A 20328-nucleotide genomic window follows, 5' to 3' on the forward strand; every position below is an offset into this window, starting at 1 on the left:
GGGCGGCCAGAGGCCGCCCTTCGCGTCATGCGGTCAGGATCACACCCCGCCGGACACGACCCTGCAGGTCATCGGGAAGTTGAACTTGAACACCGTCGTGCCGCCCGTCACCACCGTCGAAGAGGTCGCGCCGGTGATGTCGGTCGTCGTGACCCACGCGCCGGTGCGCGGGTTCTGCAACTGCACCGTCACGGCGCCGGAGGGGACGCTGCCCAGCGTGGCCAGCGCGAACTTGTCCGCGGCGGCAGCTTGCCGGGTGTACGCGGGCCGCGCGGTGGTCAGGCCGCCGGAGGTGTAGCGGACCGCCGCCGAGGTCCACACCGGGCGCTGCTGCGTGCCGTCCGCGCAGCTTTCCGAAGCTTCGATGCGCACGTTGCCGACCGGCAGGGCGGTCAGCGTGATCGGCACGTTGATCGCGGCGCCGCAGAAGGCCTTGTTCGTCACGCGCCCGACTTCGGTCCCGCGGTCCTTGACGATGATCGTGCCGCTGATGTTCGGCGCGCGCAGCAGCGTGAGCGTGGAGTCGTTGATCAGGGCCTGGCTGCCATAGCGCTGGCCGGCGCTGCCCAGCACGTCGACGGTCAGCAGGCGCGTGTCGTTCGCAGGGCGGCCCTGCAGGTTCACCGTCGCCGTGCAGCTGTTGACGTACTGGTCGAGGTTCCACGAAGACAGGTGGGTGGTCGTGAACTGCACGGTGAAGTTGTTCGGGTCCACCGGGGTCTTCTCGGCGATGGTGCCGAGCTTCTCGAACACCCACTTGCCATTGGTGTCGTCATAGCTCCAGACCGGGTACTGGTCGCCCACCTTCAGGACCACGCCGTTCTCGTCGCGCGTGCCCTTGGGCAGGTCGATGCCGACGGTCAGCGGCTTGTCGAAGGTCTTGATCGCGTTGCCCTGGCTGTCCGTCACGTTGAACTGCGCGAAGCCGGCGGTCACGAAGGTGCCGGCGTCGGCCGCGGCGCCGTTCAGGACCGATGCGTTGGCAGCGGGCACTTCGACGGTGGCTGCGAAGCCGCCCGGGAACGCGTTGAGCGATTCGGCGTTCGACGTGGCGAAGTAGGTGTTGGAGACGGTCAGCGGGCCGGGGGCGGCAGCCGCGCCGGAGCTGGTCTTGCCGATGGTGCCGGCGGAGATCGCCAGGCTCGAGGTGCCGATGGTCTCGCTCACGCCTTCGGTGTTGACCACCGTCTTGGGCGTCGTGGTCACGGCCACGGGAGCGGACAGGGCGCCCGTCGCAGTGGCGTTGCCGTTCGCGACCGACATGGCCACCGGCGCATCCGATGCGTTCACGGCGGCGGCCGCCTTCGTGTTCACCATGCGGACCACCACGGTCTGGTCGCCCTGCAGGTTGGCGGTGCCGACCACGCGCGCACCGGTGGCAACCCAGCCCTTGTTGGCAGGATCGCTGACCTGCACGGAGAAATCATTGGCCGTCGACGTGAAATCGGCGCTGACGAACACCATGCCCGTGCTGGTCGTCACCGTCTGGTCGTTCAGGGCGCTGCCGTCGGTGGCCTTCAGCTGGGCCTCGCCCACGAAGGTGACCTTCAGGGCATCGGTGACCGGGGCGCCGGTCACGGTGTCGACGAACGTCACGACGTAGCGGGCGTTCTGCAGTTCCTGCAGGACCGGGGGAGTGACCACCGCGGTCGACCCGGATCCTCCGCCTCCACCGCAGCTCACCAGGGTGAGGGAGGCCAGGATGGCGGCCGCGGCGACCGCGGAAAGGGGATGCATGCGCATGGTGACCTTTGCTTACAAGGGAAAGGCCGCAAGTTTCCGCCATGCTCATCGTGGCAAGACAAGCCCGACCGCAGCGTCAGGTCAAAGTGTTGTGCCAACGCAGCACAATCGCTTGTGCTGCGTCAAGGCTCGGCGGTGCCAGACTTGTGTCAGCTTGTACGTGCCCCGAGTGAAAGGCGGTTCGCCGTCGGTCGGCGCCGCAGAATTTGTGCGTTCGGGGAATTGACAAACGCGAAAACTCAGATTTCGCGTGCGATCTGATCGAGCTGCTTTCTTTCGATGTACTCCTCCATCCGGGAGAGGAGGCGCCACCATTCCGAGCCGTCTTCGCGGTACACGCGGATCGCGCCGGCGCGCACCAGGATCTTGCGCAGTTCGTCGTCTTCGAAGCCGCCCAGGTGCTTGCGCAGCGTCTCGAACGAGCGGTCGGTGTAGGCCTTGTGCGCGAGGAAGTGGCGCGCGGTCGTCTCCGCCATGAATTCGACCTTGTGCAGCTCCTGCTGGATGCGCAGCTGGTTGGCGAGCTGCTGGCGATTGAGCAGGTAGCTGATGCCACCACCGACCATCGCCCCGAGCAGGGCCGACAGCGTAGACGAGAGCGCGGCGTCCATGATCTTCGGACTATAAACAGCCGGCGGGACTCTTCGCGCGAGGGTATCCGTAGGCTGGCGGTGAGCGCCGAGAGGCCGAACGGTAGGCTGGTGGTGAGCGCCGACAGGCCGAACCCCAGCGCTTCGCGCATCGCTGGGGTTCGCGCGCTATCGCGGCTCACCGCCAGCCTACGAGAGTCACGGCGACGCGACGCGGCCGCACTATAAACTCGCGCCAATGAGCAAGGCCAACCCCGCCCACGCGCCGCTGGCCGAACGCCTGCGGCCCCAGGCGCTGGCCGAAGTGATCGGGCAGCAGCACCTGGTGGGCGAGGGCATGCCCCTGCGCATCGCCTTCGAATCGGGCCAGCCCCACTCCTGCATCCTCTGGGGCCCGCCCGGCACCGGCAAGACCACCATCGCGCGCCTGATGGCGGATGCCTTCGACGCCCAGTTCATCACCATCAGCGCAGTCCTGGGCGGCGTGAAGGACATCCGCGACGCCGTGGAGCAGGCGCAGGTGGCGCAGGGCCACGGCCGCCGCACCATCGTGTTCGTCGACGAGGTGCACCGCTTCAACAAGAGCCAGCAGGACGCCTTCCTGCCGCACGTCGAATCGGGCCTCTTCACCTTCATCGGCGCCACCACCGAGAACCCGTCCTTCGAGGTCAACTCCGCGCTGCTGTCGCGCGCCGCGGTCTACGTGCTGCAGCCCCTCTCCGAAGACGACCTGCGCCAGATCGTGCAGCGCGCGCAGGCGATCGATGCGGTGCCCGCCATCGAGCCGAAGGCGCTGGACCGCCTGATCGCCTACGCCGACGGCGACGCGCGCCGCCTGCTGAACACGCTGGAAACGCTGGCCGTGGCGGCGACCAAGGAGAAGCGCGCCGAGATCGGCGACGAATGGCTGCTCAAGGTGCTGGGCGAGCGCATGCGGCGCTACGACAAGGGCGGCGAGCAGTTCTACGACACGATCAGCGCGCTGCACAAGTCGGTGCGCGGATCCGACCCGGATGCCACGCTCTACTGGTTCGTGCGCATGATCGACGGCGGCGTGGACCCGCGCTACGTGGCCCGCCGCATGATCCGCATGGCGGTGGAGGACATCGGCCTGGCCGACCCGAGAGCGCTGCGCATGGCACTCGATGCCTCCGAGGTCTACGAGCGCCTCGGCAGCCCCGAGGGCGAGCTCGCGCTGGCCGAGTGCCTGGTGTACCTGGCGATCGCGCCCAAGTCGAACGCCGTCTACGTGGGCTACAACGAAGCACGCGCCCTGGTGCGCAAGGACGGCACCCGGCCGGTGCCCCTGCACCTGCGCAATGCCCCCACGCGCCTGATGAAGGACCTGGGCTACGGCAAGGAGTACCGTTACGCTCACGACGAGGAAGGCGGCTTCGCAGCGGGCGAGACCTATTTTCCGGAAGGCATGACGCCGCCGCGGTTTTACCGGCCGGTGGAGCGCGGTCTGGAGATCCGGATCGCCGAAAAGCTGCGCGAGTTGCGCTCGCTCAACGAAAGGAAAAAATAGAAGGGAAACTCCCTGCTGCGCAAATGTTGGCAGTCAGGTAGCGTCGTTACAATCGCCGCCGCATCAACCCGCCTGTGGATCCGCTGGGCGGGTTTTTTGCTAGATGACAAACGCCTCACAAAGGTGTCGCCGGCCCGGGCCGGCCCATAAACGGAGAACCCCTCTATGGAGACCCTGCTGCAGCAGATCATCAACGGTCTGGTCCTGGGCAGCATGTACGCGCTGGTGGCCCTGGGCTACACCATGGTGTACGGCATCATCAACCTGATCAACTTCGCGCACGGCGAGGTGCTGATGGTGGGCGCGCTCACCAGCTGGGCGATCATCGTGAAAGCGCAGGAAACGATGCCCGGCGTGCCCGGGTGGCTGCTGCTGCTGGTGGCCCTGATCATCTCCTGCGTGGTCGCGGCCACGCTGAATTTCGCGATCGAGAAGATCGCCTACCGGCCGCTGCGCAACAGCCCGAAGCTCGCGCCGCTGATCACCGCCATCGGGATGTCCATCCTGCTGCAGACGCTGGCGATGATCATCTTCAAGCCGAACTACAAGCCCTATCCCACGCTGCTGCCGGCCGCCCCGATCCAGTTCGCCGGCGCCGTGATCACCACCACGCAGATCGTGATCCTGGCGATGACGGCGATCTCGCTCGGCGTGCTGACGTACCTGGTGAACTACACGCGCCTGGGCCGTGCGATGCGCGCCACCTCCGAGAACCCGCGCGTGGCCGCCCTGATGGGCGTGAAGCCGGACATGGTGATCTCCGCCACCTTCGTCATCGGCGCCGTGCTGGCCACCATCGCCGGCGTGATGTACGCGTCGAACTACGGCACGGTGCAGCACACCATGGGCTTCCTGCCCGGGCTCAAGGCCTTCACGGCCGCCGTCTTCGGCGGCATCGGCAACCTGGCGGGCGCGGTGGTCGGCGGCATCCTCCTCGGGCTGATCGAGTCGATCGGCTCCGGTTACCTGGGCGTGCTCACCGGCGGCGTGCTGGGCAGCCACTACTCGGACATCTTCGCCTTCATCGTGCTGATCGTGGTGCTCACGCTGCGGCCCTCCGGCCTGCTGGGCGAACGCGTGGCGGACCGCGCCTGAAGGAGCCAGCATGTCCGTCTTCCAACGCACCAACAAGACTGGCTGGGTAGTGGGCGGCATCGCCCTCATCGTGCTGCCCATCCTGCTGCAATACGCCGGCAACTTCTGGGTCCGCATAGCCGACACGGCGCTGCTGTACGTGCTGCTCGCCCTGGGCCTGAACATCGTGGTGGGCTTCGCCGGCCTGCTGGACCTGGGCTTCGTCGCCTTCTTCGCCATCGGCGCCTACCTCTACGGCCTGCTTGCTTCGCCGCACCTGGCCGAGGCCTTCCCGTGGATCGCGCAGATCTGGCCGGACGGCCTGCACATCACCATCTGGGGCGTGATCCCGCTCGGCGCCCTCGTGGCCGGCCTGTTCGGCGTCCTGCTCGGCGCGCCCACGCTGAAGCTGCGCGGCGATTACCTGGCCATCGTGACGCTCGGCTTCGGCGAGATCATCCGCGTGTTCCTGAACAACCTGGACCAGCCGATCAACATCACCAACGGCCCCAAGGGGCTGGGGCAGATCGACCCCGTCACCATCTTCGGCCTGAACCTGGGCAAGCGGCTGGACGTCACCGAGAACTTCGACATCTCCTCGGTCACCTTCTACTACTACCTGTTCCTGGTGCTGGTGGTGCTGAGCGTCGTGATCTGCCACCGCCTGGAGCTCTCGCGCATCGGCCGCGCCTGGATGGCCATCCGCGAAGACGAGATCGCCGCCAAGGCCATGGGCATCAACACGCGCAACATGAAGCTGCTGGCCTTCGGCATGGGCGCCACCTTCGGCGGCGTCTCGGGCACCATGTTCGCGGCCTTCCAGGGCTTCGTCTCGCCCGAGTCCTTCAGCCTCACCGAGTCGATCATGATCGTGGCCATGGTGGTGCTGGGCGGTATCGGCCACCTGCCCGGCGTGATCCTGGGCGCGGTGCTGCTGTCGGCGCTGCCCGAGGTGCTGCGCTGGGTCTCCGGCGTGCTGGACCTGCAGGCCGTCTCCGGCGGCCGGCTCGACCCCGCCATCCTGCGCCAGCTGCTGATCGCGCTGGCGATGATCATCGTCATGCTGCTGCGGCCGCGCGGGCTCTGGCCCACGGCTGAACACGGCAAGGCGCTGCAGGCGACACCGCCCACACCTGCGCCGGGGCAGGGCAATCCGCTGCACGCGCCTGCGGCCAACGCGAAGTAAGGGGAGCAGCGCATGGCAGATGTCGTTCTCCGCGTCGCGGGCATTTCCAAGCGGTTCGGCGGGCTGCAGGCCCTGTCGGACGTGGGCCTCACCATCCAGCGCGGGCAGGTGTACGGCCTGATCGGCCCCAACGGCGCCGGCAAGACCACCTTCTTCAACGTGATCACGGGCCTGTACACGCCCGACGCCGGCAGCTTCGAACTGGCCGGCCACGCGTACAAGCCGACCGCCGTGCACGACGTCGCGCGAGCGGGCATCGCGCGCACCTTCCAGAACATCCGCCTCTTCGCCGACATGACGGCGCTGGAGAACGTGATGGTGGGCCGCCACGTGCGCACGCACTCGGGGCTGATCGGCGCCATCCTGCGCACCCGTACGTTCAAGGAAGAAGAGGCGGCGATCGCCAGGCGCGCGCAGGAACTGCTCGATTACGTCGGCATCGGCCGCCTGGCGGAGTACAAGGCGCGCACCCTTTCGTATGGCGACCAGCGGCGCCTGGAGATCGCGCGCGCGCTCGCCACGGATCCGCAGCTGATCGCGCTCGACGAGCCCGCGGCCGGCATGAACTCCACCGAGAAGGTGGTGCTGCGCGAGCTGATCGACCGCATCCGCAAGGACGGCCGCACCATCCTGCTGATCGAACACGACGTGAAGCTGGTGATGGGCCTGTGCGACCGCGTGACGGTGCTCGATTACGGCAAGCAGATCGCCGAGGGCTCGCCCTACGACGTGCAGCGCAACGAGAAGGTGATCGAGGCGTACCTGGGCCACAGCCACAAGCCCACGGGCGAAACGGCCGCGGCGCCGGTCGGAGAACAGCGATGAGCCAGACCCTGCTGAAGGTGAGCGGGCTGAAGGTGGCCTATGGCGGCATCCAGGCCGTCAAGGGCGTGGACTTCGAGGTGCACGAGGGAGAACTGGTCACGCTGATCGGCTCCAACGGCGCCGGCAAAACGACGACCATGAAGGCCATCACCGGCCTGCAGCCGCTCAACGGCGGCGAGATCCAGTACCTGGGGCAGAGCATCAAGGGCCGCGGCGCCTGGGACCTGGTCAAGCAGGGCCTGGCCATGGTGCCGGAAGGGCGGGGCGTCTTCACCCGCATGACGATCACCGAGAACCTGCTGATGGGAGCGCACATCCGCTCCGACAAGGCGGGCATCGCCGGCGACATGGACCGCGTCTTCACCATCTTCCCGCGCCTGAAGGAGCGCCGCGACCAGCTTGCAGGCACCATGTCCGGCGGCGAGCAGCAGATGCTCGCGATGGGTCGGGCGCTCATGAGTCGACCGAAAGTGCTCCTGATGGATGAGCCGTCGATGGGCCTGTCGCCCATCATGGTCGACAAGATCTTCGAGGTCGTGCGCGAGGTGCACGACCAGGGCGTGACCATCCTGCTGGTGGAGCAGAACGCCAGCCGCGCCCTGGAGATCGCCGACCGCGGCTACGTGATGGAATCCGGCGTGATCAGCATGTCCGGCAAGGCCAGCGACATGCTCTCGGACCCCAAGGTCCGCGCCGCCTACCTAGGCGAGTGATGTTTTGCTCCTTCCCCCTCTGGGGGAAGGCTGGGATGGGGGCACTCCGCCTAACGCCAATTCTCATGCCTCATCCAGGCACATACCGTGAAATCTTCCGCCTGCCTACCCCCGAAACATATCGGCACTATCGTTCTGTTCACAAAACCCTGACAAAGGCTTACGCTCTCCCTGCGGCTCTCTTTATTCAATCCAAAGTACGACACGACCGGTCGTTCTCGCGGGTGCAGGCAAGCCGCCGTTGGAGGAGACGAACATGGTGGAGCACGACAAGGTACTCAGGCACGGGCTGCAGCACGCCGCGCGCGGCCGTGCACGTTCGTCGGAGCCTACCCCCGAGCCCGAGGAGGGCAGCATGCTCGTGAGCCCTGCCTTCTGGCTAGGGGGCCTGCTGTCGATCTTGATCTGGGTCAGCCTTGCCGCGTTCTTCGGGTTCCTGTGAAGGCAGTGCGGGTATCCTTATCCCCTGTCGACCTGCTACTGCCGCCTAAGTCTGTTGCCTAGTCGGCCCCAGTCGCATCCACGCGACTGAGCACCGCCCATCGGGCGCAGTTCGTCACGCTTACGAGTTTCCGACGCCTGGGGGCTTTCCTCCCTGAGCACGGCTGTGTACGATCGCGGCTTGCCTTGTAGTTTCCAAACTAGCAAATAGTTACAGAGGGCTGGGGAATAATGTATCGGTCGAACGATGAGTACTTGGGCGCGGACGGGGAGTGGATGCACGAGGCGGAGGTCGGTACCCGTGAGGACGGCCGAGCGGGTGCAGGCGTCAAGCGGCTCATCGACATCGTAGGCGCGCTGGTCTTCATCATCGTCTTCCTTCCGCTGTTGCTGGCCGTCGCACTCGGGGTTCTCCTGAGCTCGCGCGGACCCATCATCTACTCGCAGGAGCGGCTGGGGCTGAATGGGAAGAAGTTCCGCTTCTACAAATTCCGTTCGATGGTGGTGAACTCCGAAGAGGTGTTCAACTCATTCCTGGACACTGATCCTGAGGCGAAATCGCAGTGGGAGAAGTACCAGAAGCTGGATCGGGATCCGCGGATTACGGGGTTTGGGCACTTCATACGGAAGACTAGCCTTGACGAGTTTCCGCAGTTCTGGAATGTGCTGGTTGGCGACATGAGCTTAGTGGGGCCCCGGCCGTGTATGCCGAGCCAAAGGGAGCTCTATGGGGTGCACTGGCGCGAGTATTGCGCCGTACGACCTGGCCTTACCGGCCTGTGGCAGGTCAGCGGCCGCAATCAACTCACGTACCAGCAACGCGTTCAGCTCGACTCAAAGTATGTGATGGGCTGGTCACTCTCTCTGGATTTTCAAATTCTGGCGCGCACGGTGAAAGTGGTTCTTACCGCTAACGGATCTCGCTAGGAATTCCCATAACCTGAAGCGTAGGGCGCCCTTAAGTGGGTACGCCCTGCTTTTCTCATTTAACAGTCATGAACGTCACTATCATCGGAACCGGGTACGTTGGCTTGGTTACCGGCGCCTGTCTTGCCGACTTGGGGAACAACGTCTTCTGCCTTGACTTGGACGAAAAAAAGATCGCAATGCTCAACCGCGGAGAAGTACCCATCTACGAACCGGGGCTTGGCGAGTTGATCGAGAGAAATGTCGAAGCGGGCCGATTAACCTTTTCAACGGACGTGGAGGCTAGCGTGGCGCACGCGGCGATTCAATTCGTTGCGGTGGGGACGCCGCCGGATGAAGACGGCAGCGCCGATCTGAAGTATGTTCTGGCTGCGGCGCGCAATATTGCGAAGCATACAAACCAATTCACCGTTGTGGTGGATAAATCGACCGTGCCGGTCGGGACCGCCGAAAAGGTCGCCGCAGTTCTGCAGGGAGAGTTGGCTGAACGCTTTCCGGATGCCTTGCAGCGCCCTGGCTTTACGGTAATCTCGAATCCGGAGTTCCTGAAAGAAGGTGCCGCCGTCGAGGACTTTACCCGGCCGGACCGCATTATCTTGGGTGCAGACAGCGACCCGATGGGTGAGAAGGGATTGGCGCTTCTGCGCCAGCTTTATGTCCCGTTTAATCGAAATCACGAGCGAACGCGCGTCATGGATGTTAGGAGCGCCGAGTTTACCAAGTATGCGGCTAACGCGATGTTGGCGACTCGGATCAGCTTCATGAACGAACTGGCCAGCCTTGCGGAACTGGTTGGTGCTGACATCGAATTGGTGCGTCAAGGCATTGGATCTGATCCGCGCATTGGCTACAGCTTCCTTTATGCAGGTACCGGCTACGGCGGCAGTTGTTTCCCCAAGGACGTTAAGGCGCTTATTCGGACCGGTGAGGAGCATGGGCGGAAGCTAAAGATTCTCCAGGCCGTAGAGGATGTTAACGCTGACCAGAAGACGTCTCTGGTGAAAAAGGTGTTCGCCCGATACGGTAGAGATCTCACGGGCAGGACGTTCGGGCTATGGGGGTTGGCATTCAAACCGAACACAGATGATATGCGCGATGCGCCCAGCCGCATGATCATCAAAGAACTTCTGCTGGCCGGTGCCAGAATCCTCGCCCACGATCCAATCGCCGGAAGCGAGGCGTTGCGCGTGCTGCGGTACGATCTAAACGAATGGGCGCACTTACTAGAGAACTTCTCCCTTGTTGCGAAGCCGGTGGACGCGCTGTCGGCAGTCGACGGGCTCCTGATTGCGACTGAGTGGAAGGTGTACCGCAGCCCCAATTGGAACGCGGTGAAGAACGCAATGAAGCACCCCATCATTTTCGACGGCAGGAACCTCTACGACCCTGAAACAATGAGGGCAGAGGCCTTTGATTATTTTGCGGTAGGTCGGCGGACTGCAATGTCGCAGGCATAAAGTAACCGACGATGAGGTTGCAATGACACAGCGCGGTTGGGTTGAATTTGAGCATGTGAGCATCGGCGGTATTCAGATTGTCACTGCCTCGAGACGCGAGCTTGCAGAAGCAATGGTTCAAGATTGCATCAGCAAGCGAAAAAATCGGTTGCAGCCTGCGCGTCTGGTCTATGACGCGAACGGCCATGCTCTCTCCCTTCGGGAAACCGACAACAGCTATCGACACGCACTTGGCCGCGCCGACGTTATCCATGCGGACGGTGGATTTCTTGTGACACTCTCGAAACTGCGGCACAAGCGCGCGATTTTCGAGAGGAGTGCCACCACCGACCTGATTCATGATTGCGCTGCACACGCGGAGCGAGCAGGACTCTCTTTTTTCCTGTTAGGGGGATCGGAGGAAATAAACGCTGAGTGCGCTAAAATACTGCAGAATAAATATCCGCGATTGGTATTGGCAGGCCGCCGGAATGGGTATTTCACGGCAGCGGAAGAGCCTGGCGTGATCCAAGAAATTAACGCCTCAGCTGCGGACGTTCTGTGGGTGGGGCTGGGAAAGCCGAAGGAGCAAATCTTCGCATCGAACTGGGTTGAGCAGCTTAGGGCATCTTGGGTCGTAACGTGCGGCGGTTGCTACCACTACATTACGGGGGACTATCCCCGCGCCCCAGCTTGGATGCAAAAACTGAATTTAGAGTGGCTCCACCGCGTTGCGACGAACCCTGCCCACCTACTCAGGCGGTATGCGGTGACTATACCGCATGCTTTGTGGCTCGCTATCTCGAGATGAGGACAGGCACGCAGCTGCACTACGCAACTGCGACTCCGGTTTCGCGCCATGATTCTCAGCCGCTCATCCTTGCGTCACCGACTTATTCTTCTTGCCCTATTCGTATTTTCAATTTCAACGCTTCGCGTCGGCATTTGGATGTTCGGAACCCGAGGCGCGATGGACGAGTCCGAAGCGACCCTAGATCAAATCCCGCTAGTTATCTCTCTATTGAGTTATGTGTGGGTGCTTTGTGTCATCTTCTACTTGCCCCGAATTCTGGCGAAGAGCTGGTTTTGGCCCGAGGTTCTTCTGGTTGGCGTCCTGGTTTGCTCGACCTTGTGGTCCTTGGACAAATCAAATTCTCTGAAGGAAGCCATTCGGCTTCTCGCCCTTTTCCTTTTTGCCGCGCTTGCGCGGGGAGTGCTGGACTATGAGGAGAGAATAGAAGCGATACTGACCATGTGTCTGATCGTCTCTATCGGGTCAATTTTAGTCGTTCTAGTTGCTCCTCGATATGGTATCGCGGTAGGCCGGTACGAAGGGGCATGGCAGGGCCTCTTCTCCCATAAGAACGCTTTTGGGAAATTTTCTGCGTTCTCAGTTCTCCTCGCGATTCTCGCTCTCTGGCGCAACCCCGTCAATCGTCGAGCTCTCGTCCTACTGATGACTTCGGCCATCGGCCTGCACTATTCGGATTCGGCTAACGCGCTAGCAACGTTGGGGCTCGTGTTAGCTATTTCATACTTTGTGCGCGTGTACATGAGAGTTCGGGGCGTCTCAGCAAAGATAATGCTGGCGGTTCTCTTGGCAGCTGTGCTTGTTCTTGCTGCATTGTTAGCGGCCTCACATCTGGAGGTTGTAATGAGCTTTCTTGGTCGAGATGCCACTCTGACGGGGCGCGTATCCATTTGGGCGCAGGCCATTGAAGCGATCTCTCGGCACCCTATGCTCGGGTACGGTATTGGTGCATTTTGGCGCTCGGCTGGGCTGGTCGTGAATTCGGGCGAGACGTACGTTATTCCGCACGGCCACAACGGCTATCTCGATCTTGCTCTTGATGCTGGCCTCGCGGGGGCAACTTCTTTCGTAGTGCTCTTGTTGGCGTACTTTCGATTGGCATATCAGAAATTCCCGAGCCGCTCGGAAGGTTACAAGCATGCGAACACCTGCGCCGCTGTCCTACTGTTCTTTCTCCTCTCGAACTTTGCCGAATCCTCACTGGTGCAGGCAAACTTCTACTTTTTCGCAGTGCTGTTCCTGCGCATCGAAAAGCGAGGGGCTCTGCCGGCAAGACAGGGGGTGGCCTGAAGATGCTCCGATATAGATATATTATCCTTGCATTTATCCTGCTTGCCCCGTGCTGGGGCGGTTGCGCCTCCGCTAATGAGACGGTTCGAGGCCTACGCGGAATAAACCTGAACGAAGCTTTGGACACTGAAAGGTTCTGGCTGGTGCGTCCAACGGAGGAGGATGTGGTTAGAATTAAGACGGCGGGATTCAACGCCGTGCGTCTTCCGCTCAGAGTTCTACCGCACATCGATAGCAGCGGTGAACTCGCTAACCGGTATATCGGAAGAATCAAGGAATCCGTCGACCTGATCTTAAGCAAGGGCTTGCGAGTTGTTATAGACGTTCACGACAGCGAGTTCAGCTCGATGGGCCCCGAAACTTCCGGCCAATTGCTTGAGCGAGTTTGGGATCAACTCTCACTGGCGCTCAGCGGCTACGACGAACGCGTCATGGTCGAAATACTCAATGAGCCGCGGTCCGCCTTGATGCCTGCCGTCTGGGATTCGATCCAGCGCCGCATCGTGAAATCACTGCTTGCTCAAGACAGTAGACGCATTGTCGTTCTTCAAGGCTCGGAGTGGTCTACAGTGGATTCCCTCGCTGGGCTGAAACCGCAGCTTGACGAAAACCCAGCCCGGCTCGTGGGTACCGCACACTTCTATTCGCCGATGCAATTCACCCATCAAGGAGCACCCTGGGTTCGGAATTCTCAGTTGTGGCGAGGGCGCAAGTGGACGGGTAGTCTCTGGGAGAGGTTTGACGTGGATCGGCAACTTCGACCTTTGACGATGTTGCCGAAGGGAACGGGCGTTTACATAGGGGAGTTTGGCGTGCATCGCAACGCCGAGGCTTCCTCGGCCAACCGCTGGGTCCGGTATTTGAGTCAGCGCATGAGCGATCTAGATGTTGGCTGGTTCTATTGGAGCTATGCGGGAGAGTTCGGCATCTTCGATAGAGCTAAGAAGTGTTGGATGCCACTCATCCTTGAGCTTCTTCCGGATTTTCATGGACCTTTATGTTCTCAATGACGCCGGTGGCGAGAATTAGAGTCTCTGCTGTTATCACGCATTATAATCGGCTTGAGCTTTTAGCTCGGGCGGTTGAGTCCGTGATCTGCCAGGGTGCAGTGATCGGGGAAATCATCATTGTTGATGATCGAACTCCCGGATTGAGCGTGGAGGAAATTCGAAGGAAACTGCCCCAAGACGATAGAGTTCGTGTCGTTCAGTTGCTGGACAACGGCGGTCCGCAGATGGCGCGCAACGCTGGCCTCGACATTGCGACTTGCCCAGTTGTTGCGCTGTTGGACTGCGACGATGTGTGGTTGCCGGGCAAGGTGGAACGTCAAGTTCATGAGCTTGTTCATGCGCAGGCAGACATTGTGAGTAGTGATGTGTATAAATGCTACGATGGGGTGACGTTAATCCCGGATAAGAAGCGTCGTTATTCAGGGGATCCTGTCGCTTATTTATTGTGTCAGGGCGGGCATCTTCAAACTAGCACGCTGTTAATGTGGAGCAAGGTTGCGCGAGAGCTGAAATTCGATCAAGCGATTAGAAAATTTCAGGATTGGGACCTCATTGTGCGGGCTCATGCGCGAAATTTGCGTGTCGCGCTAATTCGGGTCCCCCTCTCGGTATATCACGCCGGCACGCCGCACCAGATGACGGGTATTCCCGATCCCGAGCAGTTCCGGGTTGTGATGGCTCGGTGGCAGGGAATGCTATCGCATGCCTGCCAATTTCGTGCTCGTACTCGTGTGCTGGCACGGTTTTACGTGGAGCGCGGCGAAGTGCGCAAAGGATTTAGCGAGTTCGCAGACGCGTGTTTTGAGGCTGGAGCCCTCGACTTTGGCGGGCTAGCTAGGCTAGTTCGAAAGGTGGTATTGGGGTGGCTACGAAAAAGCTGCTAATCGTCACGGACGTGGTGTTCGTGCCCGCGAACGAAGGTAACAAGAAGAGAATATTGGACCTAGTCTGCCTTTATCAAAGCTTAGGGGTGGAGGTCCATGTTCTGCTTGTCGTAAATAAGCGCCGCAATGATCTCTCGGAACTTGAGGAGTTAGTGTGTGGTCGTGTTTCGACGTGTTCCAGGGGTGGTCTTGATCGTCTACGAGTTGGTGTCGGCCGGGCGTTCCGATTCGCTTCAGCGAAGCTTCAACTAAACGCGCGGCGAAACTACGAACTGGACGAGTGGTATTGCACGTCCCTGGACGCTGCCATTTTTCGCCTTCAAGAGCAGTTCGATTTCGACTACTTGCAGGTTGAGTATCTTTACTTTTCGCGCGCACTGCTTGCGAGTGGGCCTCGCTTAAAGCTGTTAGATGCACACGATGTGTTCACCGATAGGTGGGCTATATTTCCAAAAGGTGAGCGACCAAATGTCTGGTATTCGGTTTCACGCTCTGACGAGGCGCGTGGTTGCGGGCGATCGGATTGCGTAATTGCAATTTCGGGTCCGGACGCCAATCATTTCCGATCGTTGGGTGCGCAGCCTACTCTTCTGTTGGATTTCATCGCTCCACCTAAGCCAACCAGCTATTCGGTGGCAGGAGCTTTTGTATTTCTTGGTTCGGGTAATAGAATGAATCGTTCAGGTTTAGATTGGATGATTCAAAAGGTGTTGCCGAAGGTTCTTCAACAGGAACCCGGTTTTAAGCTTAGGGTTGCAGGCTCGATTTGTAATAGCACAGCTCCGGCTGAAGGAGTTGAACTGCTGGGAGTGGTGGATATTGACGCTCTCTTCGCAGACGCATCGATGATGCTCAATCCGGTCTCAATAGGATCAGGGTTGCCGATTAAGAACATAGACGCACTTAGCAGAGGTGTGCCGATCTTGTGCACGCCGAACGCAGCCAGAGGGGCAGAGTGCTTCATCGGCACTGGTGTTCTAATCGCTGAAGACGAATCGCAATTTGCCGGCGAGGTGGTGTCTTTGCTGCGCGACCCAGCCAGAAGAGCAGATTTGTCCCGCAGAGCCACCGCCGCTTACGCAGCACAGTACACGGCCGCAAGAGAGCGGCTGAAGTTTGTGTTAGACCTTTGATTGCCGCGGACACATGATATTCGCTCTAACAGGTAGGCTGAAACAGCGCGCCGGAGGCTCTCGGTACTCGTCTAATCTCAGTCGGACAATCTTTGCCGCTGGACTCAGTCAGGTTCTTCCATTGGCGCTCACACCAGTGCTAACGCGACTGTATGAGCCTGCGGCATTTGGGATCTTGGCGTGGTTTGTAGCGGTTTCTGCCGTCGGCTCGTCGTTTGCATTGCTAAGGATTGATTGGGCGGTGACTAGGGTATGCTCCACAAGGCGCGCCTTGGCGATCACCGCAGGGGGTATTCTGGTCGGCGCGGTAGTTTCTAGTGTTTATCTGGCGCTGGTGCTCGGCGCATACAAGATGGGTGTTGTTCCGGCAGAAATTCCGTTTCTGGCTTTATTGCTTGTTCCAGTTGCGGTCCTGTTCGCAATTGGCGGAGCCTATGCGTCGGCTTGGCACACCAGGTGGGGCGATTTGCGGCCTCTGGCGGATGCCCGGGTGGCGCAGAGTGTGACGACATCGACTTCGAATCTGCTGGGGGCGCTGTTTTCGACTGGCGGGCTCATGTTGGTGGCGGGTATGCTCGTTGGTGCGTTCGTCTATTTAGGCGCGCAGATTCGTCGCCGCATAGTTGCACGAGCACTCAGTATCAGGGTCATTTCCTTGGCCCAAATCGCAGGAGCCCTAAGACAGGAGGCTGGCAGAATTAAGTATTCGGGGCCGGCTGGCATCTTAAATGCGGTCGGCCTGTATTTTCCGACAATTCTCATTGGAATGTGGTACGGGGCACAGAATCTTGGATGGTTCGCGTTGATGCTCCGTCTTGCTGTTTACCCCACGCTCGCCTTTACTGCGGGTGCTTCACAGAGTTTCTTGGCCGAAGTCAGTGCTGCCGCGCGCAACAATCCGGCAGACATTTCTGCACGGTATGCACGAACGAAGACGCTCTTGACTGTGCTTGGGACCGTTGCCGCAATCGTTTGCCTTTGCGGACCAATGTTGGTTGGTGTCCTCCTAGGTGCAGCTAAGTGGTCGGGGGCCGGTTGGACTCTTTTCGCTCTAGCTCCGGTGGTTCTCGTTCAAGTCGTCGCGTCTCCGCTGTCTCCTGCAATAACGGTGCTTGGGCATGAGCGTTGGATCCTTTTGTGGGATGTCGCCCGTTCCAGTTCCATCGTTCTTGCAATTACAGCGTGCGGCTTGCTCCACCTGCCCTACGAAATTGCACTTTGCGCATATTCGATCATCATGGCAGTGACATACGCTGTGATGCTTAGAAAAATGGACTCCATGTTGATGCTTGTCCGAAGGTGAACTCGTTCAACTAAGCGCGATCCTTGGAGGCGGCTTAAAGAAGGTATCCACTCGCAGGCACAGGACGAACACGTCGCTCCAGGCGCCCATCACGCGCACGAGCATCGGCTGGCGTAATTCTGGTCAGCGGCAGCCCCGCGAAATCCATGATGAGTCTTCTCGCCTGCTTGTTGGCGCTGGCGCTTCGAGAGCTTGAGCGTCCTTTGTAAGCGCTTTGTGGGTATTCCGGCCCATCGTGACCGCTGATTCCGGTCGATCATGACCGGCCTGGCTCGCGACAACTTATCTTGACCGGCTGACGACAACTATCTTGGCCGGTTGAGGGCCGGCGCCGGGCAGGTCCGGAGGCGGGGCTAACGTGAGCACCAGAAGAAGTTCTGAGAGCGAGCGGGATGCCCGGCAAGAGGATTACGGACCACCAAGTGCACCAGTACAAGAACGACCGCAACCGCATGACGCAGGTCGCGGCCGCCACGAGAGCGGGCATCAGCGAGCGAAGCGCCCGGAGAATCGAGCAAAGCCCGGCGCTGCCGTCGCAGCGCCAACCGAGAAACTGGAGGACCCGCGCCGATCCGCTGGGCGAGGTCTGGGACACGGAAGTCGTTCCGTTGCTCCAGCGGGATCCGGCACTCAACGCCGTGACGCTGCTGGAGGAGCTTCAACGGCGGCATCCGGGGGAGTACGACGGCGGCGTACTACGGAGGCTGCAGCGCCGCATGCGCCAGTGGCGAGCCGTGCACGCGCCGAGCGCGAGGTCTATTTCGCGCAAGAGCATCCGCCGGGCCGCCTGGGCTTGTCGGACTTCACGGTGTGCGACGAACTGGAGGTGGAGATCGGCGGTGCGCCGTTCCCGCACCGGCTGTACCAGTTCGCTCTGCGCACTCGGGGTGGCGCCACGCCACGATCATCACGAGCGGCGAGAGCTTCATGGCGCTCAGCACCGGGCTGCAGGCCGCCGTGTGGCGCCTCGGCGGCGTACCTGAGTAGCACCGCACCGACAGACTCTCGAAGGCATTCAACAATCTGGCGGAGCAGCAAGAGCTCACGCGACGCTACGACGACCTGTGCCGACACTACGGGATGCGGGCGAGCCGCTGCAATCCGGGGCAGTCCAACGAGAACGGCTCGATCGAGTCGCGCCACGGCTCGCTCAAGACCGCGCTGGACCAGGCTCTGCGTCTGCGCGGCAGCCGCCAGTTCGACGATCTCGGCGCCTATGAGGGATTGGTGGACCAGGTCGTGCAGCGCTTCAACGCCCGGATTTCCACGCGCTTGGCCGCCGAGCGGCCAGTGCTCAGGCCGCTGCCAACGCGCCGCACCGCCGAATACGAGGAGATCCCGGCGCGCGTGAGCAAGTACGGCCTGTTCACGGTGAAGAAGATGCAGTACAGCGCTCCCAGCCAGCTCATTGGCCACCGGCTGATGGTGCGCGTGTACGACGAGTGGATTGAAGGCTGGCTCGCAGGCCAATGCGTCCTGACGATGCCCAGGGCGACCTACCGCGGCGGCCAGAAGTACGCCCGGCAGATCGACTACCGCCATATCGTCTCGGCTCTCAAGCGCAAGCCCGGTGCGTTTGCACGCTGGGTGCTGCGGGACGCCGCGTTTCCCCGGCCGGTGTACCGGCAGACTTGGGAGCGGCTGGCTGCAGCACTGCCCGAGCGCGAGGCGTGCAAGACGATCGTCGGTCTGCTCAGTCTGGCGGCCGATGGCCACGAGACGCAGCTCGCCGACGAACTTGAGCAGTTGATCGAACTGGACCAACAGCCCGACCTGCAAGCGCTGGGCGACCTCCTGGTGCCGCCGCCCACACGACTCTGCCGGAGGTGACGGTGGAGATGGCCGGCCTCGCCTCCTACGACGCGCTCATCGAGGTGACGCAATGAGCGGCGCCGAAGCACTCTCGGCGCGCTTGGCCCTGATGCTCACGGAGCTGCGCATGCCCACGATGAAGCGGGTGGCCAGCGACCTGTGCCAGCAGTCCGACAAGGAAGGCTGGCCGGGGCAGCGGCTGCTGGAGGCAATCGTGGAGCACGAACTCGCCCAGCGCGAAACCCGCCGCATCGATCGCCACCGGGCGGAGGCCAACCTGAGCCCAGACAAGCGCCTCTCGCACTTCGACTTCTCGGCGGTGCCCAGCGTTTCCAAGGCGCAGGTCATGGCTCTGGCCGAGGGACAGGAGTGGTTGCACCGCTGCTCCAACGTGCTGCTATTCGGGCCGCCGGGCGTGGGCAAGAGCCACCTGGTGAGCGGGCTATGCCACGCCCTCGTCGAGGCGGGGCGCCGGGTGTACTTCTCGCGATGCAGCGATCTGGTGCAGAAGCTGCAGGCAGCCAGGCGCGACCTGCGCTTGCCGCAGGAGATGGCACGCCTGGACCGGTTCGACCTGCTGGTGCTGGAGGACATCAGCTACGTGCGCCGCGACCAGGCCGAAACCTCCGTGCGATTCGAGCTCATCTCCGAGCGGTACGAGCGAAAAAGCCTCGCGGTCGTCACCCGCCAACACTCCGTTCTCCCAGTGGAACGAAGTCTTTGTGGAACCGGCGATGACCGTGGCTGCGGTGGACCGGCTCGTGCACCACGCGACCATCCTGGAGATGAACGTGGAGAGCTATCGGCGGCGGGCGGCCCAGGCCTCCGCGCCAGGAAAGACCAAGATGACCTGACGACAACTAGACGACAACTACCCCGCCTCAGACCGGACAGGATAGTTGTCGCCGACCGGCCAAGATAGTTGACGCCGACCACCGGTCATTCCGGTCTAACGTGACCGGAGATTCCGGCGGAACGTATCACCAGCCCACTACCGATCGAGCACTGGCATGCTTGGGTCGGCGACGCCACGATCGCCGACGCGATCCTCGAGCGGCTCATGCAACGCAATCACCGCTTTACTCCCGCCGGCGAGTCTCTGCGCCAGAAAGAGAAGCTAAACAAGCAGGAGAGGAAAACCGGAGCCATCGTGACCGCCCAACCTAGAATCTGAGCCCGCAACACCTCACGTGGTGACGGCGGTCACGATGGACGGGAATCCCCGGTCACGAAGCCGGAATCGCGGGTCACGATCGCCGGAATACGAACTTTGTAGTGCTGGCAGAACTGCACGGCTCTAGTTCGGCACCAATAATTGGAATGTCGCAGCTTGAGGTTGCACCGCCTTACCAAGGTACTGCTGGCTCTAAGTTTAAGCATCTCTCTTCATCCAGTCCGTCAACAGCGGCCAAGCTGACGTAACTTAGCGACGACGGCCTCGTAGATCCAAGCGTGGTGGCGATGTTCGTGAGAGATCTGGGCTTGGCAACTCAGAGGCCCCTCCACGCGTGGTTTTTCTCGAACTCCTCCACCTGAATTGATCTAGGGGCGCTGGCCTTCACCGCCGGGCCCGATTTGGAGAGGACGATCTTTCCAATTAGGAAGGCCCGCGAAATTGACCG

At 61.4% G+C, this 20328-nt stretch carries 17 protein-coding genes and 2 pseudogenes; 17 read left to right on the forward strand and 2 right to left on the reverse strand.

All coding sequences use genetic code 11. The annotated features are described in order from the left end of the window. Positions 1 to 39 precede the first annotated feature (39 nt). Positions 40 to 1737 carry a hypothetical protein gene (locus tag JI746_RS26405; RefSeq protein ID WP_201693307.1) on the reverse strand — a complete coding sequence of 566 codons (1698 nt, stop codon included), beginning with the start codon at positions 1735 to 1737 and terminating at the stop codon, positions 40 to 42. Between the two features lie 245 nt (positions 1738 to 1982). After that, positions 1983 to 2354, reverse strand: a complete 372-nt coding sequence (locus JI746_RS26410; protein WP_201693308.1) for a hypothetical protein — start codon at positions 2352 to 2354, stop codon at positions 1983 to 1985. Between the two features lie 217 nt (positions 2355 to 2571). Here JI746_RS26410 and JI746_RS26415 point away from each other — a divergent pair, with 217 nt between their 5' ends. From JI746_RS26415 to JI746_RS26495, 17 genes and pseudogenes are all read left to right on the forward strand, one after another. Beyond that, a complete protein-coding gene (locus JI746_RS26415; RefSeq protein WP_201693309.1) occupies positions 2572 to 3861 on the forward strand; it encodes a replication-associated recombination protein A in 1290 nt (429 codons plus the stop codon). 165 nt (positions 3862 to 4026) lie between these two features. Then, a complete protein-coding gene (locus JI746_RS26420; protein ID WP_201693310.1) occupies positions 4027 to 4956 on the forward strand; it encodes a branched-chain amino acid ABC transporter permease in 930 nt (309 codons plus the stop codon). 10 nt (positions 4957 to 4966) lie between these two features. Then, positions 4967 to 6121: a branched-chain amino acid ABC transporter permease gene (locus JI746_RS26425; RefSeq protein WP_201693311.1), complete on the forward strand. Its 1155-nt coding sequence runs from the start codon at positions 4967 to 4969 to the stop codon at positions 6119 to 6121. A 12-nt stretch (positions 6122 to 6133) separates the two neighbouring features. Next, positions 6134 to 6946, forward strand: a complete 813-nt coding sequence (locus JI746_RS26430) for an ABC transporter ATP-binding protein (RefSeq protein ID WP_201693312.1) — start codon at positions 6134 to 6136, stop codon at positions 6944 to 6946. Continuing rightward, positions 6943 to 7659, forward strand: coding sequence for an ABC transporter ATP-binding protein (locus JI746_RS26435; protein WP_201693313.1), 717 nt, complete (start codon positions 6943 to 6945; stop codon positions 7657 to 7659). Before JI746_RS26430 ends, JI746_RS26435 begins: the two co-directional genes overlap by 4 nt. Positions 7660 to 7915: 256 nt before the next feature. After that, a complete protein-coding gene (locus JI746_RS26440; RefSeq protein WP_201693314.1) occupies positions 7916 to 8101 on the forward strand; it encodes a hypothetical protein in 186 nt (61 codons plus the stop codon). A 275-nt stretch (positions 8102 to 8376) separates the two neighbouring features. Next, positions 8377 to 9027 carry a sugar transferase gene (locus JI746_RS26445; RefSeq protein ID WP_201693315.1) on the forward strand — a complete coding sequence of 217 codons (651 nt, stop codon included), beginning with the start codon at positions 8377 to 8379 and terminating at the stop codon, positions 9025 to 9027. Between the two features lie 68 nt (positions 9028 to 9095). Further along, positions 9096 to 10484: a UDP-glucose dehydrogenase family protein gene (locus JI746_RS26450; RefSeq protein WP_201693316.1), complete on the forward strand. Its 1389-nt coding sequence runs from the start codon at positions 9096 to 9098 to the stop codon at positions 10482 to 10484. 22 nt (positions 10485 to 10506) lie between these two features. Further along, positions 10507 to 11274 carry a WecB/TagA/CpsF family glycosyltransferase gene (locus tag JI746_RS26455; protein ID WP_201693317.1) on the forward strand — a complete coding sequence of 256 codons (768 nt, stop codon included), beginning with the start codon at positions 10507 to 10509 and terminating at the stop codon, positions 11272 to 11274. Between the two features lie 159 nt (positions 11275 to 11433). Further along, positions 11434 to 12564: an O-antigen ligase family protein gene (locus JI746_RS26460; RefSeq protein WP_201693318.1), complete on the forward strand. Its 1131-nt coding sequence runs from the start codon at positions 11434 to 11436 to the stop codon at positions 12562 to 12564. A 2-nt stretch (positions 12565 to 12566) separates the two neighbouring features. Further along, positions 12567 to 13574 (forward strand): glycoside hydrolase family 5 protein, encoded by a 1008-nt coding sequence (locus JI746_RS26465; protein WP_201693319.1) that lies wholly within the window; start codon positions 12567 to 12569, stop codon positions 13572 to 13574. After that, positions 13571 to 14458 (forward strand): glycosyltransferase family 2 protein, encoded by an 888-nt coding sequence (locus JI746_RS26470; protein ID WP_201693320.1) that lies wholly within the window; start codon positions 13571 to 13573, stop codon positions 14456 to 14458. Before JI746_RS26465 ends, JI746_RS26470 begins: the two co-directional genes overlap by 4 nt. Further along, positions 14437 to 15591, forward strand: a complete 1155-nt coding sequence (locus JI746_RS28310; protein WP_201693321.1) for a glycosyltransferase — start codon at positions 14437 to 14439, stop codon at positions 15589 to 15591. The genes JI746_RS26470 and JI746_RS28310 overlap by 22 nt, the downstream gene beginning before the upstream one ends. Positions 15592 to 15862: 271 nt before the next feature. Beyond that, a complete protein-coding gene (locus tag JI746_RS26480) occupies positions 15863 to 16894 on the forward strand; it encodes an MATE family efflux transporter (protein ID WP_201693322.1) in 1032 nt (343 codons plus the stop codon). 392 nt (positions 16895 to 17286) lie between these two features. Beyond that, positions 17287 to 18780: pseudogene (istA, locus tag JI746_RS26485) on the forward strand (IS21 family transposase). Beyond that, positions 18777 to 19628 carry an ATP-binding protein gene (locus JI746_RS28440; protein ID WP_456239081.1) on the forward strand — a complete coding sequence of 284 codons (852 nt, stop codon included), beginning with the start codon at positions 18777 to 18779 and terminating at the stop codon, positions 19626 to 19628. The pseudogene istA and the gene JI746_RS28440 overlap by 4 nt, the downstream one beginning before the upstream one ends. 57 nt (positions 19629 to 19685) lie before the next feature. Further along, a pseudogene (locus JI746_RS26495) lies at positions 19686 to 19880 on the forward strand (ATP-binding protein); the annotation flags it as partial. Positions 19881 to 20328: the final 448 nt, after the last annotated feature.

The sequence above is a fragment of the Ramlibacter alkalitolerans genome, assembly GCF_016722765.1.
GTDB lineage: Bacteria > Pseudomonadota > Gammaproteobacteria > Burkholderiales > Burkholderiaceae_C > Ramlibacter > Ramlibacter alkalitolerans.